Source organism: Schaalia georgiae DSM 6843, from assembly GCF_000429245.1.
GTDB classification, from domain to species: Bacteria; Actinomycetota; Actinomycetes; order Actinomycetales; family Actinomycetaceae; genus Pauljensenia; species Pauljensenia georgiae.
In genome coordinates this window covers 289,732-305,071 of sequence record NZ_AUBM01000006.1, presented here as the reverse complement: position 1 = coordinate 305,071, position 15,340 = coordinate 289,732, and the positions used below count along the sequence as shown (strand labels likewise).

11 protein-coding genes are annotated in these 15,340 nt (G+C 69.7%); 6 read left to right on the top strand and 5 right to left on the bottom strand.

The window, feature by feature from the left end; translation table 11 throughout:
* Positions 1-33: 33 nt before the first annotated feature.
* The gene (locus G447_RS0101350; RefSeq protein WP_026429752.1) at positions 34-246 is read left to right on the top strand and encodes a TOBE domain-containing protein; all 213 of its coding nucleotides are present in this window, start codon (positions 34-36) and stop codon (positions 244-246) included.
* Positions 247-330: 84 nt separating this feature from the next.
* On the opposite strand, the gene G447_RS0101345 is transcribed toward G447_RS0101350, so the two are convergent.
* The gene (locus G447_RS0101345) at positions 331-2,952 is read right to left on the bottom strand and encodes a (Fe-S)-binding protein (protein WP_026429751.1); all 2,622 of its coding nucleotides are present in this window, start codon (positions 2,950-2,952) and stop codon (positions 331-333) included.
* A gap of 359 nt (positions 2,953-3,311) precedes the next feature.
* On the opposite strand from G447_RS0101345, the gene purF reads away from it, so the two are divergent.
* Together purF and purM are read left to right on the top strand one after the other, a co-directional pair.
* Positions 3,312-4,937, top strand: a complete 1,626-nt coding sequence (gene purF, locus G447_RS0101340) for an amidophosphoribosyltransferase (protein ID WP_026429750.1) — start codon at positions 3,312-3,314, stop codon at positions 4,935-4,937.
* A gap of 91 nt (positions 4,938-5,028) precedes the next feature.
* Complete coding sequence (purM, locus tag G447_RS0101335; RefSeq protein ID WP_005869056.1) at positions 5,029-6,162, top strand: phosphoribosylformylglycinamidine cyclo-ligase; 1,134 nt, start codon at positions 5,029-5,031, stop codon at positions 6,160-6,162.
* Between the two features lie 13 nt (positions 6,163-6,175).
* Here the strand turns inward: purM and G447_RS0101330 are convergent, their stop codons facing one another.
* From G447_RS0101330 to G447_RS0101315, 4 genes are all read right to left on the bottom strand, one after another.
* Positions 6,176-6,460 (bottom strand): DUF3073 domain-containing protein, encoded by a 285-nt coding sequence (locus tag G447_RS0101330; protein WP_005869053.1) that lies wholly within the window; start codon positions 6,458-6,460, stop codon positions 6,176-6,178.
* A gap of 209 nt (positions 6,461-6,669) precedes the next feature.
* Positions 6,670-6,984 (bottom strand): DUF3618 domain-containing protein, encoded by a 315-nt coding sequence (locus tag G447_RS0101325; protein WP_005869048.1) that lies wholly within the window; start codon positions 6,982-6,984, stop codon positions 6,670-6,672.
* On the bottom strand, positions 6,981-7,739 hold the full coding sequence (locus G447_RS10805; RefSeq protein WP_081697820.1) for a phage holin family protein: 759 nt from the start codon (positions 7,737-7,739) through the stop codon (positions 6,981-6,983). The genes G447_RS0101325 and G447_RS10805 overlap by 4 nt, the downstream gene beginning before the upstream one ends.
* A 349-nt stretch (positions 7,740-8,088) precedes the next feature.
* On the bottom strand, positions 8,089-9,189 hold the full coding sequence (locus tag G447_RS0101315) for an ATP-binding cassette domain-containing protein (protein ID WP_243442275.1): 1,101 nt from the start codon (positions 9,187-9,189) through the stop codon (positions 8,089-8,091).
* A gap of 752 nt (positions 9,190-9,941) precedes the next feature.
* On the opposite strand from G447_RS0101315, the gene G447_RS0101305 reads away from it, so the two are divergent.
* Genes G447_RS0101305 through casB form a run of 3 tightly spaced genes read left to right on the top strand, consistent with a single transcriptional unit; the run spans position 9,942 to position 15,303 of the window.
* Positions 9,942-12,959, top strand: coding sequence for a CRISPR-associated helicase/endonuclease Cas3 (locus G447_RS0101305; protein WP_026429748.1), 3,018 nt, complete (start codon positions 9,942-9,944; stop codon positions 12,957-12,959).
* Positions 12,956-14,623 carry a type I-E CRISPR-associated protein Cse1/CasA gene (gene casA / locus G447_RS0101300; RefSeq protein ID WP_026429747.1) on the top strand — a complete coding sequence of 556 codons (1,668 nt, stop codon included), beginning with the start codon at positions 12,956-12,958 and terminating at the stop codon, positions 14,621-14,623. The genes G447_RS0101305 and casA overlap by 4 nt, the downstream gene beginning before the upstream one ends.
* Positions 14,620-15,303 (top strand): type I-E CRISPR-associated protein Cse2/CasB, encoded by a 684-nt coding sequence (gene casB / locus G447_RS11850; RefSeq protein ID WP_081697819.1) that lies wholly within the window; start codon positions 14,620-14,622, stop codon positions 15,301-15,303. Before casA ends, casB begins: the two co-directional genes overlap by 4 nt.
* Positions 15,304-15,340: the final 37 nt, after the last annotated feature.

Sequence of the window (15,340 nt, the reverse complement as noted above, 5' to 3'; positions counted from 1 at the left end):
TATGTGTTCCTTTGCCGAACACGAGGAGGAAACGTGAAACTCTCAGCCCGCAACCAACTGCCCGGCACCGTTGTCGAGGTCACCGAGGGCGCCGTCAATGGGATCGTGAAGATCGAGGTGGCCCCCGGCCTGGTTATCTCCTCGTCGATCACGAACGCTGCCATCGAGGAGCTCGGCCTCAAGCCCGGTTCGCGGGCGGTCGCCGTCATCCAGGCGTCGAACGTCATCGTCGGCGTCGACGACTGACCCGCCCCTGTGCGGCGCGGATCCGGCCCAGGACCCCGAGTGTGCTCCCGGGCCGGGCGGGTCCAGCGCCCGCGCCTGCTCTGCTCAGTCCCGTTCCGGCGCCCGCCCGTCCTGGCCCCGGCGCACCGCCTCCAGCAGCATGACGGCCACGTCGCGCACCTGGGGCAGTCCAGTGCCCGAGGCCGCCTCCCCGGTCGACCCGCCCGGGACGAGTCCCGCGCTGGATCCGGAGGCCGACCCCAGCATCTGCGAGCAGAACGGGCACGCCGTCGCCACTACGTCGGCGCCCGTCTGCGCGGCCTCCGCGATCCGGGCGTCGGCGATGCGGGTGCCCCGTGTCTCCTCGAACCACGCGTGCGCGCCCCCGGCTCCGCAGCACATCGCACGGTCCCTGTTGCGCGGCATCTCGACCAGTTCCACGCCCGGCAGGGCCGCCACAAGCTCGCGGGGCGGCGAGTAGACGCGGTTGTGGCGCCCCAGGAAGCACGCGTCGTGGTAGGTGACGCGCAGGGGGGCGCCACTGTCCGGCGCGGCCCCGGCGGCGTGGCCGCCGCCCACCCCGTCGGGGGCGCTCCGGGCGGTGGCCCCTGTTCCCGCGGCCCCCGCCTCGTCGGCGCCGTCGGAGGGGGCGCCAGTCGGCCCGCTGGCGGGTACGGGTGTGAGCAGCCCTTCGCGCACGAGCCGGTTGAGCAACTGCGTGTGGTGGATGACCTCGAAGCGGCCGCCCAGCTGAGGGTACTCCCCGGCTATCGTGTTGAAGCAATGGGCGCAGGAGACGACGATCCTCTGCGGCGCGGCCTCGGTGAGGGCTTCGATGGCCTGGGCGGCCAGCATCTGGAAGAGGACCTCGTTCCCGGCGCGCCGCGCGGGGTCGCCCGTGCACGACTCCCCCGAGCCCAGGACCGCGAAGGACACGCCTGCGGTGTGGAGCAGTTCCGCGATGGCGGCGGTCGTCGCCTTCGCCTTGTCGTCGTAGGCGCCCGCGCAGCCCACCCAGAACAGGTAGTCGACGCCCGAGGCGTCCTCCACGTCCTCGCCCACGACGGGGACCTCGAAATCGAGGCCCTTGGCCCAGTCCATGCGCTTGCGGGCGGGTTGGTTGTAGGGGTTCGCCTTGGACTCCATGCCCCGGAAGGCTCGCGCCAGTTCGCGGGGGAAGGCGGACTCCATGAGGACCTGGTGGCGGCGCAGGTCCAGGATGTGGTCGATGTGCTCGATGTCAACGGGGCACTGCTCCACGCACGCGCCGCAGTTCGTGCAGTCCCACAGGACCTCCTCGGAGACGACGCCGGGCACCAGGGGGCCCGCCACGTCGAGGACACCGCCGGGGCCTGTGGCGCCCGACGCGGTCAGGGCGGTGACCAGGTCGAAGGAGTGCGGGGAGGGGGCGACGCCCTTGTCGAGCAGAACGGCGTCCTCCTCTCCGGCCGTCTCGGTTCCGGTCGGCCCGGTCCCGGTTCCGCTGTCCCCATCGGGTCCCGCGTCGCCGTCGGAGCGGGTGATGATCTCCTTGGCGGAGGCGGACTCCATGTGGTCGCGCAGGCCCATGACGAGGAGCTTGGGGGACAGGGGCTTCTGGGTGTTCCACGCGGGGCACAGCTCCTGGCACCGCCCGCATTCGGTGCAGGCGTAAAGGTCGAGGCGCGCTTTCCACGAGAAGTCCTCGACCGTGCCCACGCCCAGGGTGGCGTCCTCGGGGAGCTCGTCGAAGTCGTCGGGGGAGGTGACGGGCTCTCCGTCAATGAGCATGTGGTCGGCGGGCCCCAGGGACTTCGTGCCGTCGGGGTTGCGGCGGGCGTACAGGTTGAGGACGGCGACGAAGCGGTGCCAGGCGACGCCCATGCCGGTTTGCACTCCGACGACCATCAGCCACATCATCGACGTGATGACCTTGACGGCTGAGACGACGACGACCGCGTTCGCCAGCGCCGGGGCCGAGGACGAGGCAGCCGATGCGAAGAGGGAGCCAAGCCACGCGGTGAGTGGGAAGTGGAGGGCGCTCGCGTGGCCCTCCAGGCCGGGTGAGGCGCCGAGGAGCGCGAACTCGAGGGCGCGCAGGGCGACGACGCACGCGCATACGATGAGGACGACCCATTCGACGAAGAGGGCCTGCCAGTGCGTGGATCCCAGGAAGCGCGAGGCCAGTCCGCCGGGGGAGGAGTCCCGCGGATGGGGTCTTGTGAGGCGCGAGGGCACCGCGGGGTCCTCAACGCCCATCGCCTCTGCCGCGACGGAGGCCGCCCGGTCGGGGTCGTCGTTGGACAGGGCGGCCTCAGCGGGCGAGCCCCTGCCGGCGGCGCGGCGCACGGCCATGAGGATGACGATCCCGGCCAGCCCTGCCCACGCGAAGGCCTCAGTCACCCATTCCCAGGGGATGAAATGCCCCAGGAGCGGCAGCGCCCACGTCTGGTCGCGCAGTTGCGCGTACCCGGAGACCAGGGTGAGGAACAGCAGGGGGAAGGACATCATGACCAGCCAGTGAGCGGCCTTGATCCACGGACGGCCCTTGAACTCGCGGTGGGTCAGCGCGGTGGTGACAACGCTCCAGAGGCGCCGGCCGACGGGGCGCAGGCGCCCGGGGTCGGGCGTGCCCGAGGCCACGGTGCGCCACATGTGCGCCAGGCCCCGCGCGAATGCCACGAGCGCGATCGCCGTGACGAGCAGCGCGAACGCCCACATAATGGCGCTGAGCGTCGGATCGGCCACAGGGGTTCCTCCTTGCACGGCCGCTTAAGTCGATAGCCGTCCCATTGTCGCACTATCGGCCTCCCCGGCCCCGGCGAGCGCGCTGGGACGGGCGGGTGGAGGCGGCGCACCGACGCAGGGCCGCGGATTCGTCAGTGCCCTCGGCAGCGGGGCGCCGTCCAGGGGTGGTGCTGGCGCGCCGCCGCTGTCCCGCACTCCGGGGTGCCGCCTGGCCGCGCGCCGGCGCAGCCACTCACCCTGCCCGCCGCCGACATCAGCCACGCGGCTTCGGGCGCGCGCTGGCGCGCCCGCACGGAGGAGGGGTGAATCTCACGCGGACAGTTACCATGTGACCGGGGAAACTGTGCGACAGTTGGGGTGTGCTTCCAGTCTCGCAGCAGATTGACCAGTCACTTCCCGGCCGCGGGGTCCTCGAGGACGACCGCCCCCACGACCAGTGCGGCGTTTTCGGGGTGTGGGCCCCGGGCGAGGACGTCTCCCGTCTCACGTACTTCTCCTTGTACGCGCTGCAGCACCGCGGCCAGCAGTCCGCGGGGATCGCCGCCTCCGACGGGTCGAAGATCCTCGTCTACAAGGACCAGGGCCTGGTGAACCAGGTGTTCTCCGAGCAGTCCCTGCAGGGCCTGAGGGGGCACATCGCGGTCGGGCACGTGCGCTACGCGACGACGGGCGCGGACGTGTGGGAGAACGCCCAGCCCACGCTCGGCCCCACTCCCGACGGCACCGTCGCCCTCGCCCACAACGGGAACCTCACGAACACGGACGAACTGCTCGCCCTCGCCGCCTCCATCGCGCGGGAGGGGGAGGACTTCCAGCACGGGGCCACGACGGACACGTCGCTGGTGACCGCGCTGCTCGGCATGGCGGAGGGGATGCCCGGGCCCCGGCCGTTCGTCGCCACCCCCTCCGTCCTCGACCCCGGTGGCGGGGCGGGGGCCGCGGAGGGCGCCCGCCGCGCTGCGCCCGGCCGCGGTGCCCCCGCGCAGTCCGCTCCTCCCGCGCCGCCAGTGGACGAGGAGGACGCCTGCGTGCCCCTGGTGCCCGCCGCCCTCAAAGTCCTGCCACGCCTCAAGGGCGCGTTCTCACTGGTGTTCATGGACGAGGACACGCTGTACGCGGCGCGCGACCCCCACGGCTACCGGCCCCTGGTGCTGGGCCGCCTCGACTCCGGGTGGGTTGTGGCGTCCGAGACCGCCGCCCTCGACCTGTGCGGCGCTGCCCTCGTGCGCGAGGTCGAGCCAGGGGAGCTCGTCTCGATCAGCGCCTCGGGCGTCCACTCATGGCGCTTCGCCGTGAGCCGCGCCAGCACCTGCGTCTTCGAGTACGTGTACCTGGCCCGCCCGGACACGACGATCGGGGGCCGGCGGATCGTGGCCGCGCGCCACGAGATGGGGGCCGCCCTGGCCCGGGAGAACCCCGTCGACGCGGACCTGGTGATGCCCACGCCCGACTCGGGCACGCCCGCGGCCATCGGCTACGCGCAGGAGTCGGGCATCCCCTTCGCCCAGGGCCTCGTGAAGAACGCCTACGTGGGCAGGACCTTCATCGAGCCCACCCAGTCCCTGCGCCAGCTCGGCATCCGCCTCAAACTCAACCCCCTGCGCGAGGTCATCGAGGGCAGGCGCCTGGTCGTCATCGACGACTCCATCGTGCGAGGCAACACGCAGCGCGCGCTGGTGGCGATGCTCCGCGAGGCGGGGGCCGCCGAGGTCCACGTGCGCATCTCCAGCCCCCCGGTCGCGTGGCCGTGCTTCTTCGGCATCGATTTCCCGACCCGTGAGGAATTGATCGCCTCGTCGATGGGCGTCGACCGGGTGCGCGAGTCCATCGGCGCGGACTCCTTGGCCTACTTGTCCCTGGAGGGGATGGTGTCCTCCACGGGCCAGGGCACCTCCTTGTGCCTGGGCTGCTTCACGGGGGACTACCCCGAACCGATCCCTAGGGGCGCCCCGGTCCCCGGAGCACCCGGCACTGCCTCCTGCTAGGCGCGCCCAGGCGCCCGGCCGGGCGAACGTCCTCAGACCCGATAACCCAGACACGGCGTCGTCGAGCGCCCCACCGCGAAAGGCCCCATCCATGACCGACAACCCCCTTGACTACGCCACCGCCGGAGTGGACACCGCCGCAGGAGACCGCGCTGTCGAGCTCATGAAGGCCGCTGTCGCGCGCACCCACGACGCCACCGTGGTCGGTGCGACTGGCGGCTTCGCCGGGATGGTGGACGCGTCGGCCCTGCTGGGCATGAGGCGGCCCCTGCTGGCGACTTCGACGGACGGGGTGGGCACCAAGATCGCGATCGCGCGGGCGATGGACGCGCATGGCACGATCGGCCAGGACCTGGTCGGCATGGTCGTCGATGACATCGTGGTGATCGGGGCGCGCCCGCTGCTCATGACGGACTACATCGCGTGCGGCCGCGTCGTCCCCGAGCGCATCGCCTCCATCGTGGAGGGCATTGCGCGGGCCTGCGAGGCCACGGGCACGCCCCTGGTCGGCGGCGAGACCGCCGAGCACCCCGGCGTCATGGAGCCGGACGACTACGACATCGCGGGGGCCGCGACGGGCGTCGTCGATGCGGACCGCGTTCTGGGGCCCCAGCGGGTCGTCGACTCCGACGTGGTGGTGGCGATGGCCTCGTCGGGACTGCACTCCAACGGCTACTCCCTGGTCCGCTCGGTCGTGGCGCGCACGGGCGCTCCGCTGGACGCGCACGTCAGTGAGTTCGGGCGCACCCTGGGCGAGGAGCTCCTGGAGCCGACGCGCCTGTACACGCGCCTGTGCCTGGACTTGGTCGAGCGCTTCGGCGTCGGGGGCGGCGACGGGCGGGGCGTGCACGCCCTGTCCCACGTGACGGGCGGTGGCCTGGCGGCGAACCTGTCGCGCGTGCTGCCCTCCGGGTCGGTGGCGTCGGTGGACCGCGGCTCGTGGCGGGTGCCCGCCGTGTTCGACTGGGTGCGCAGGGGCGGCTCCGTGTCGTGGGAGGCCATGGAGGATTCCCTGAACCTCGGGGTCGGCATGGTCGCCGTGGTCGGCGAGGCGGACGCCCCGGCGGTGGTCGGCGCTGTGCGCCAGGCGGGCGTGGGCGCGTGGGTGCTGGGGGAGGTGCGCTCCACGGCGGCAGGGGCCGGGGTTGGGGAGCGCGTGGTCCGCGGCACCAAGGGCGTCAACGCGGGTTCCGTGCGCCTGCACGGCTCCTACCGGGTGGGGTGAGCGCCCAGGCGCCCTACTTGTCCGAGGGCTTGCCCGTCCAGAACGACTCGTCCAACTGCGCGGGGTCTATGTCGTCGGGCTCGTCCGCGACCGTGGCGAAGTCCGCGTACTTGGCGTAGAGGTCGTCCTCTTCGTCGGGCTCGTCGACGTCGGTGTCCGCGCCGTCGCTGCCCTGCTCCTCGTACATGTCCTCGGGCGCCAGCTCACGCTGAAGCGCGTCCAGGTCGGTGTCGGGGCTGAAGTACTTCAGCTTCCGAGCGACTTTCATCTGCTTTGCCTTTTGACGGCCGCGCCCCATGGCGTCGACCCCCTCCGCGTAGTTCGGGTCCGCATGGCGCGGTTCCCTGGGTGTTCACAATGTTTCGTGGCTTCATCATAACCAAAGAGGCGCAACGAATTGAACTTGAATCCGATTTTGCGCGCGTGGCGGAACGCGCCCGGGGCGTCCGCCCCGAGAGCCGTCGGGCCAGGTGGGGGCATGTTGGAGCGGCCCCCGCCTGGGGCGCGTCAGCGCCGTCTGCGGGACCAGGCGAACGCGAGGAGGCCGATGGCCACCAGGGTCGCGCCCACGGCGATGCCGATCCGTTTGATGGCCTCGGAGTCGCCCTCGCGGGCGGCGGCTGCGGTGTCGCGGACGCTCTTCCGGGCGCCCGCGACGGCCTCTGCCGCGGCGGCCTTCGTGTTCGCGACGATGGCAGCGGGCTGCAACTGCTCGTAGAGGTCGTCGACGGAGGCCGCCAGGGCAGCGCGCGTGGCCTCCAGGTCGGCTCGGATCTGCGCTTCGGTGCGGGGCGCGGCTGCGGGTTCCGTGGGAGTGCTCACTTGGTAAGTCCGTTCTTCACAATGTGGACGGCCTCGGTGATGCCGGCCTTGGGATCGGGTTTGCTCTCCTGGGCCTTGCGCAGTGCCCGGAAGCCGAGGAGGGCGAGGACCGCTACGACGACGGTCAGGAGCCCGACGACGATGAGGGAGGCCGCCCATACCGGCAGGACCGTGGCCAGTGCCGCTTCGATGGTGTGCAGGACCCAGCCCAGCAGGAAAAGGGCGAAGACGGCGGCCGCAGCCATTAGGACGAGGCCGGTGCGGATGCGCGCGAGCATGGTCGCGGTCTGGACCTTCGCCAACTGGATCTCGCCGCGCACGATCGAGGAGAACTGGCTGGTGATATCGGCGATGAGCCTGCCCACGGACGGCTTGCGCCGCGCCTGCGGACCCGTCTGGGTCTGCGTGTCCGGGGCGCCCTGCCCGGCCTGGGGATCCGGGTCGGGGGCGGCCTGCGCCGGCGGGGCGTAGGCGCGGGTGGTCGATGTCCTCGGCGGCAGGTGGGTGCCCTGGGCGGACGCGGCTCCCGTGCCGGGCTGCTCCTGGGCGGTGGGCTTCTGCGCTTGGGAGGCCGCCGGGGCCCGCCCCTGGGCGGAGGGCCCCTGCTCCCGCGTGATGGGCGTGGGGGCGGGATGCGCCGCGGGTGCCTGCTGGACGGGCTGAACGGGGGCAGAAGCGCGCTGCGGAGTCTGGGAGGGCGATGCCTGTGGTGTGGACTGTCCTTCGGGGACACCCGGGTTGGACGGTTGGGTCATCTGAGCGACTGCCTTCCTGCGTGGCGGTGCCTGGTCGACTACAGGCTATGTCACACAGTTAATCACGAAGGCGGCTCGGCGCGCAGCCGCCCAGCATGTGTCCTCAGTCCTTCACGCGCGCCGGGACCGCGGCGCGGGCCCAGCCGACTCCGGTTGCCGCCTCACCGTGCCCCGGCAGTCGGGGAAACATCGCAGCGCGGGCCCAGCCGACTCCGGTTGCCGCCGCGATCCGCGGTGTGCCCACACCTGCGGCGCGCGCCTCGTCGGCACCAGGGCGGCAGGACCGAAAGCCGCTCATGTGCGGTGGTGCCCACTTCGCAGGCGCCGGGGATGGGGGCGGGCCCTGGTTTCAGTCCTCGGGGGCGATGGAACCGGGCAGGTCGGAGAGGATCCTCTTGGCCTGCACGATCAATTCGTCGACGTCGGTGTCCTCCTCGGGGACGGCGGTGGCGGGGATCGCACCCGTGTACGTGGCCGTTTCGTCGATCTCATCGTAGGTGGCCACGCTCGACAGCGGCGCCGGATCCGTCGGATCCACAACGTTGAGGGAGTGCCACGCGACGGAACCCGGGTCCTCGTCTTCGGCCCCGGTGGCGTCCGCCTCGTAGAAGAGGGGGGAGGCGGAGGGGATGGGGCCCAGGAGGTTCTTCGGATCCTCCGGGCAGCGCTCGAGCGACGAGTCGATGGCGTCGAGCGTGGGCGGCGCGGCGTCCAAGGAGACGCTGCCGTTGGCCAGCATGATGACGCGGTGCGCGCGCAGCGCGGTCTCCGGGTGGCGCGTGGCCACGACGACCGCGCACCCTGCGGCCGCCACGGCCCGCAACAGGTCCACCAGCTCGTCCGTGTCGTGGGCGGGCAGGACCGACGGCTCCGTCACCAGGAACACCTCCGCGCCCGACACGATGGCGCGCGCCACCGTGGCCTTGAAGCGCTCCATCGGCGTCAGCTCTGCGGGATGGGCGTCCACCTTGGTGCGCAGGCCCGTCAGTTCCAGTGCGCCCACCAGGTTGTCCCAGTCCGCCACCGATCCCGTGGCGGCCAGGGGCGCCAGGATGTTCTGCCGGATCGTGAGATCCCTGTCGAGCGTGTCGCGCCCACCCAGCAGGGCAACGGCCCCGATGCGCCCCGCCCACCTCTGGCGCGCAGAACGGGGCTTGGCGGACACCACGCGGCCGGCGTCCGGGTCCTCCAGGCCCGCGAGCACCAGGAACAGGGCACGGGAGCGGAGGCCGGACGGATCCAGCACCGCCGTGATCCGCCGTGCGCGGAAGGCGACGTCCACTCCGTCCAGCATGCGCGCGCCCGACGACGGATCCTTGTAGGACAGGCCGAGCCCGCCGAGCAGCACCCGCCCGCCGCCCCCATGGGCGGCGTGCGCCTTTCTGGAGCGCCACCACGGCTTGTGAGCCGGACGGAGTGACGCCCTCTCCTGGGCCTCAGAGTTCGACATGCTCCCATTCTGGCAGCGGATACCCAAAAACGCTCAGGGGCGCGCGGGGGGAGGGGTGAGAAGGGGAGGGGGTTGGTTCAAGGCGCGCCCGGGGGTGCAGGTGGAAGCTGGTGCCAGCGATGGGATAATGAGGGCAGGTGATCGGCCTTGGCTGCTGCGGCTCCGCAGCGTTCCCCGCTAGCGCGGGGGTGAGCCCTCTAAACGAGGCGCGACCAAGGCGCGATGGCTGTTTTCCCCACGCAAGTGGGGTCAAGTTCGGTGAACTCTAATCGCGGGGCAACTTTAGTGAACTCTAATCGAGGTGCGTTTGCAACGAAGAATCTCGTCTGATAATCTTCGAGCACCGCAGCAGGGGCTGTGGTGCTCGAAGGAACTGTCGGGCTGGGAGAACTGATGGGGTCGACACGCAGAGTGGCGACCCCATCAGGCAGAGCTTGTGGCTCAAGATGTGACAGTCGCAGTCTACAAGCTCTGATCGGGATCTCGAAAGGAGGGTTTGTAGAGTGATGACGTTCGTTGAGGACGTGGCTGTGGTTGTCCTCGGTGTTCTGCTCCAAGGCGCTGTCGATGTTTTTGTCGCGAAAATGCTGCGGCGATGATTGGTGCGCGCACCCCGTTCAGCGGTCGGCTTGATCAAGGGTGAGTGGCACATTTACCATCGGCGCCCGGAAATGTGAGGAACCTCTCCCATTTCCGGGCGTCGAGGGTTATTATGAAACGGATTTCGTCTCAGGGTTGAGAGGGAGAACAGCATGGCCCGGAAAATCGATGGCAAGGTCGTGGAAGCACCAGCGGTGACTGCTGCGCCGCCGCCCCCGGAGTTCCCGCGGGCTGAACCCGGCCTGACCGCCGAGGGGCTATCCATGCTCACCCGCTCCTTCTGGGCGAAGAGCGGCAAGCGGAACCCCAAAGACTGGCTGTCCGTCCCCCAGCACCTGATGGACGCGGCCGACGTGGCGGGCAGGCTCTTCGACTCCTACCTCAGCGAGCACCACCGCGCGATCATGGCCTCCGTGTGGGGCGGCGACCAGGCGAAGGCGCGCGCCAGCCTCGTCTTCCTGACGGGCGTCCACGACGTGGGGAAGGCGTCGCTGCCCTTCTGCTGCCAGCACGGCCCGCTCGCCGACTTCGTCCGCGCCCACGGTGTCCTTGTCCCCCAACGTCGGGACGTACCGGACCGTGGGGTTCTTCCCCATGGTTTCGCCAGTCGTTTCGCGCTCGTCGATGCGATAGTAAAAAGGGGTGGGGACCGTGACCGTGCGGATCAATGGGCGGCGATCGTCGGCGTCCACCACGGGCGTTACCCGGATGGCTCGCAGATCGGAGCGGCGGGCGACGCCTACAAGGGCGAACTCGGCCGCCCGCAGAAAGAGCCGCGTTGGGAGCAGTCCCGCCAGGAGCTCATCGAGTGGATGGCCCGTCGCATCGGCTTCCCACTGAAATCCCCGGCGCCGACGGCGCTCCCGGAACTGCCGATCGCGGTCGCCTCGGCCTACGCCTCGGCGGTCGTCATTGCCGACTGGATCGCCTCGAACGAGGACTACTTCCCCCTGCGCCGCCAAGCCGAACGGGAACGGGAACTCACCGCGGACGAGCAGTGGGAGCGCGCCGAACACGGATGGGAGAGCGCCGACATGCCCCGCCCGATGACGGTGCCCGCCACGGCAGGTGGTTCCCCCGAGTCGTACTACCGCCACCGCTTCGGCTGGGGCACGGAGACCACTCCCACCGATGCGCAGATCGCAGCGGTGAGGCTGGCCGAGGAGGCCGACCCCGACCTCATGATCGTCGAGGCCCCGCCGGGGTCGGGGAAGACCGAACTCGCCTTCGCCGTCGCCGAGCGGATGGTCCGCTCCCGGGGGCTGCAGGGCGTGTTCATCGGGCTGCCCACGCAGGCGACCACCAACGCCATGTACGAGCGCGCCACGAAATGGCTGACGAACCTGCTGGGCGACAGCCCGCAGCGCCTCGGCGTCCACTTGGCCCACGGCAAGAACGACCTCAACGACGCCTTCGTCGAATTGCTGGACCGCGACTGCGGGTATCCGGTGCAGGTCCACGACGAGGAGGAGGACAGGCCCGGGGAGGACTACTCCTCTCTGCGCGCCAGCGCGTGGATGGCCGGTCGGTGGCGCGCCACCCTGTCGCCCGTCGTGATCGGCACGATCGACCAAGTCCTGCTGACCGCGCTCAAATCGCGTCATGTCCTGGTCCGCCACCTGGGACTGATGGGGAAAGCCGTGATCCTCGACGAGGTCCACGCGGCCGACACCTACATGGGCACCTACTTGAAGGCAGCGCTCACCTGGCTGGGGATGTACGGGATCCCCGTGGTCCTCCTCTCAGCGACCCTTCCGGCGGAGCGCAGGATCGAACTCGCCGAGGCGTACAGGCGGGGCCGGTGCCGCCGCGAGGTCGACGACAGTGCCCGCCTTGACGGCAATATCGGGTATCCCGTGCTCACGACGGTTTCACGGGGCGGGCAGGAAGTCGATGTCCACGTGGTCGGAGGCGGGGGCCCCGAGGCGCGCAGAACGATACTTCCGCTGGTCGCGCAGTCCCCGCAGGATCTCGTGCCCACCCTCGACGAGGCGCTCGCCGAGGGCGGGTGCGCCGTCGTCATCCGCAACACCGTGAAGGACGCGCAGGCCACTTACGACGCCCTCGCCCCGCACTTCGGCACGGACGGGGTGACGCTGCTGCACTCCCGTTTCATCGCGAGCGACCGGGCGGAGCGCGACGAGCGGATGCTGCGCCTCTTCGGCAAGGACAGCGCTGCGCGTCCCCGCAGGCATGTGGTCGTCGCCACCCAGGTCATCGAGCAGAGCCTCGATGTCGACTTCGACGTGATGATCACCGACCCCGCGCCCATGGACCTCGTGCTGCAGAGGATCGGGCGGCTCCACCGCCATCCGGGCAGGGAACGCCCTTCTGGGCTGCGGGAAGCCCGCTGCCACGTGATGGTCGCCGACACGGGGTCAGCGCCGTGGGCATACTCGGGTGGGACCGACGTCGTCTACGAGCGCTTCCACGTGCTCCGCGCCCTCGGCATCCTGGCGGACCGTGGACGGATCGGCGTCGAGCGGCCCGCAGACTACGCGGAACTCACCCAACTCGCCTACTCGCAAGAGCCAGTCGGTCCCGCGACCTGGGCCGGGGCGCTCCAGGAAGCGGAGTGGGAGGCGCGGAATAACGCGAATACCGCGGTGGATCGTGCGAGAACGTGGTGCCTCACCGGCCCCAGGCTCCCACAATGGAAAGCGGACAGACTCGAGGACTCCTTCGTCGGCAACGCCTCTACTGGGGACGGCGCCCCCAAAGGCAGGCAAGCCGCCGCACAGGCTGCTGTCAGGGACTCCGAGGACCAGATCCCCGTTCTCCTGGTCGCGGTCGATCCCGGTATGGGTTGCGTCCCCATCAAGCCGCCCTGGCAGGTCGACACCGACGGGGAGACCATCCCCATTGACGTGAGCACCTGGCCCAGTCTCGGCCTCGTGCGGGAGATGCGCACGTGGAGCGTCTCGCTGCCACCGTGGCCGTTCCGCGAGACCGGGAAAGCGATCGACGAAGTGGTGGACGCAGTTGCGTGTGCCATCTGGGACGATGAGGCCACCAGGGATTGGGAGTGCCTGGAGCACCCGTTGCTCCGCGGCGAACTGGTCCTGGCGATGAACAAGACCGACGAGGGGTCCCCCCGGTTGGAGCGGGACCTGCTCGGATGCCACCTCATTTACACCCAGGAGAGAGGATTGGAGGTGCGGGCCCGATGACGGACCCTGATTACAACCTGCTGGACGAGGCGTGGATCCCCGTCCGGCTGCTCGACGGGAGCGTCAGGAAAATGGGGTTGCTCGACGTGTTGCGCAACACCAACGAGATCACGGATCTCGCCTGCGAGCTCCCCACTCAGAAGATCGCGATCCAAAGGATCCTGTTGGCGATCTGCTACCGCGTGACTTCCCTTGAATCAGCGAAGGACTGGAGGTGCCAATGGGACGCCGGTGCTCCTACCGACGAGGCGATCGCCTACTTGGAGCGGTGGCGTGACAGGTTCTTCCTCTTCGGTGGACAGCGCCCCTTCATGCAGGCCCCGGACCTGCGCACGGCGAAAGACGCGGTGTCCGGGCTGGAGAAGATCATCGCTGATATTCCGAACGGCGAGCAGTTCTTCACGACCCGGAATACCAGGGCTATCGCGCGCATCCCCGCCGATGAGGCGGCCCTCTGGCTGGTCCACGCCCACGCCTACGACCCCTCCGGTATCCGATCCGGCGCCGTGGGGGATCCCGAGGCGAAGGGCGGGAAGGGCTACCCGATCGGCCCCTCGTGGTGCGGGCAGACGGGGACGGTTCTGCTCAAGGGCAAGAACCTCGACGAGACACTGGTCCTCAACCTCGTCCCATTCGATTCGGGATCCTTGCAGGGCCCGGACCCCACGGGCGACAAGGGGGCGTGCACGTGGGAGGCCGAGGACGTCGAAACCGCGCGACGCCGGGACTTCAGCCGGGATGGGGACCCCGATCCTGCGGGGATCAGCATTCCGCGGCTGTTCACGTGGCACTCGAGGCGCATCCGCCTGGTCGGCGACAGGAGCGGGGTGACGGGGGTTGTGCTGGCGCAGGGCGACAAATTGGCTCCGCAGAACATGCAGCGCTTCGAGCCGATGAGCCTATGGCGCTACTCGATGCCGCAGTCGAAGAAGTTCCGCGAGCACACCTACATGCCGAGGAAGCATGAGCCGGGCCGGGCGCTGTGGCGGAACCTGCCGGGAATACTGCCCGGACTTAGGGCTGTCGACGGATTCGACAAGACGGCGCAGACGGAGTTCCTCTCCTCGCAGACACTGAGTTTCCACAATCGGATCAAGCAAGGACCTGCTACGGAATATCCCGTGCGCGTTCGGGTCGAAGCCGTTGGCGTCACCTACGGGCCGAAGGAGGCGACCTTCGAGGACCTGTACCACGACGAACTCAGCTTTTCGACGGCGCTCCTCAAAGAGAAGGGACCAGGCCTCCCTGACCTCATTGACAGCCAGGTGAGGGGCACGGAGCAGGTGGCCTCGCACGTCGGCGTTTTCGCCGCGAACCTGGCCAGGGCAGCAGGCCAGAGCGGCGATGGCGCGGGCGACGGCGCGCGCAGTCGTGCGAAGGAGCAGTTCTTCGCCCTCGTCGACGACCCGTTCCGCCGATGGCTCGCCCGACTCGACGGGGACTCCGATGTGGACGCGGCGCGCGGCGAGTGGCACGGGGAAGTGAGGCGCATCGTGAGGCTCCTCGCCAAACGCCTGGTGGATGAGGCTCCGCCCAGTGCGACGATCGGCCGCGACACGGGAATGGTCTTCATGAACACCGGCATTGCGGAGAACTTCCTGTGGGCAGCCGTGAACAAGACAATGCCCAGAACCGAAGACCAAATGAAAGAAGACGAGAAATGACTGGTGAAGAGGCCGGCGCCCGGCAAGCGAATCCCGCGCAGGACGAGGCGTCCGGTGAGCCCAATCGTTCCTGGGAGAGTGCTGAGAAAGTGAGGAAATGGGTGCGGTGGGTGATCCCACACCAACTCGAAGGAAAAGAGGCATCGCCTACGGCCGCTCGCGCCCAGTTGCGGCACGGCCTGGGCAAGGAAGTCGGATCCGTCCCATCGATCTGGACCTACACGCTCGAATCCGAGAGGCCGGGGCTAAGGGATAAGGAACCGTCCTGGGGGGAGAGGGCGGTCCATACCTCCTTGACCCTATGGGCACGGCACCAAGGATCCAATGCCGGGTCCATGCACGTGGGGGGAACGAAGGAGAACTCCCAGCCATTCGGCGTAGCCGTGCGCGCTCTGGCGGAGAAGGGGAGGGGCGACAAGCGGCCGGAGGAGACGCCCGTCTACCGGCGCCTGTCCTCGGTGGTCTCCGCCCAGACCTACGACGCCCTTGAGCACCACCTGAGGAGCATCGTCGACCTGCTCGAGGCCGCCGAGATACCCATGGACTACGGGCTCCTCGCCGCAGATCTCTTCCGGTGGCAGATTCCGCAGTTCCGCAGCGCAGTCACCCGCGCTTGGGGGCGCCAATTCGCGCGCACCCCCATTCCCGCCGAGAGCGCCGAGGACGAGGCCTCGGAGTAACCACCCCCCACCTGTTAGCAACGACGCACACCGAAAG

Excerpts from the sequence above, each read along its gene's own strand:
- G447_RS10805 (WP_081697820.1), bottom strand. The coding sequence starts at position 7,739 with ATGACCCAACCGTCCAACCCGGGTGTCCCCGAAGGACAGTCCACACCA.
- casA (WP_026429747.1), top strand. The coding sequence starts at position 12,956 with ATGACGGACCCTGATTACAACCTGCTGGACGAGGCGTGGATCCCCGTC.
- purM (WP_005869056.1), top strand. The coding sequence starts at position 5,029 with ATGACCGACAACCCCCTTGACTACGCCACCGCCGGAGTGGACACCGCC.
- G447_RS0101330 (WP_005869053.1), bottom strand. The coding sequence starts at position 6,460 with ATGGGGCGCGGCCGTCAAAAGGCAAAGCAGATGAAAGTCGCTCGGAAG.
- G447_RS0101305 (WP_026429748.1), top strand. The coding sequence starts at position 9,942 with ATGGCCCGGAAAATCGATGGCAAGGTCGTGGAAGCACCAGCGGTGACT.
- G447_RS0101315 (WP_243442275.1), bottom strand. The coding sequence starts at position 9,189 with ATGTCGAACTCTGAGGCCCAGGAGAGGGCGTCACTCCGTCCGGCTCAC.
- casB (WP_081697819.1), top strand. The coding sequence starts at position 14,620 with ATGACTGGTGAAGAGGCCGGCGCCCGGCAAGCGAATCCCGCGCAGGAC.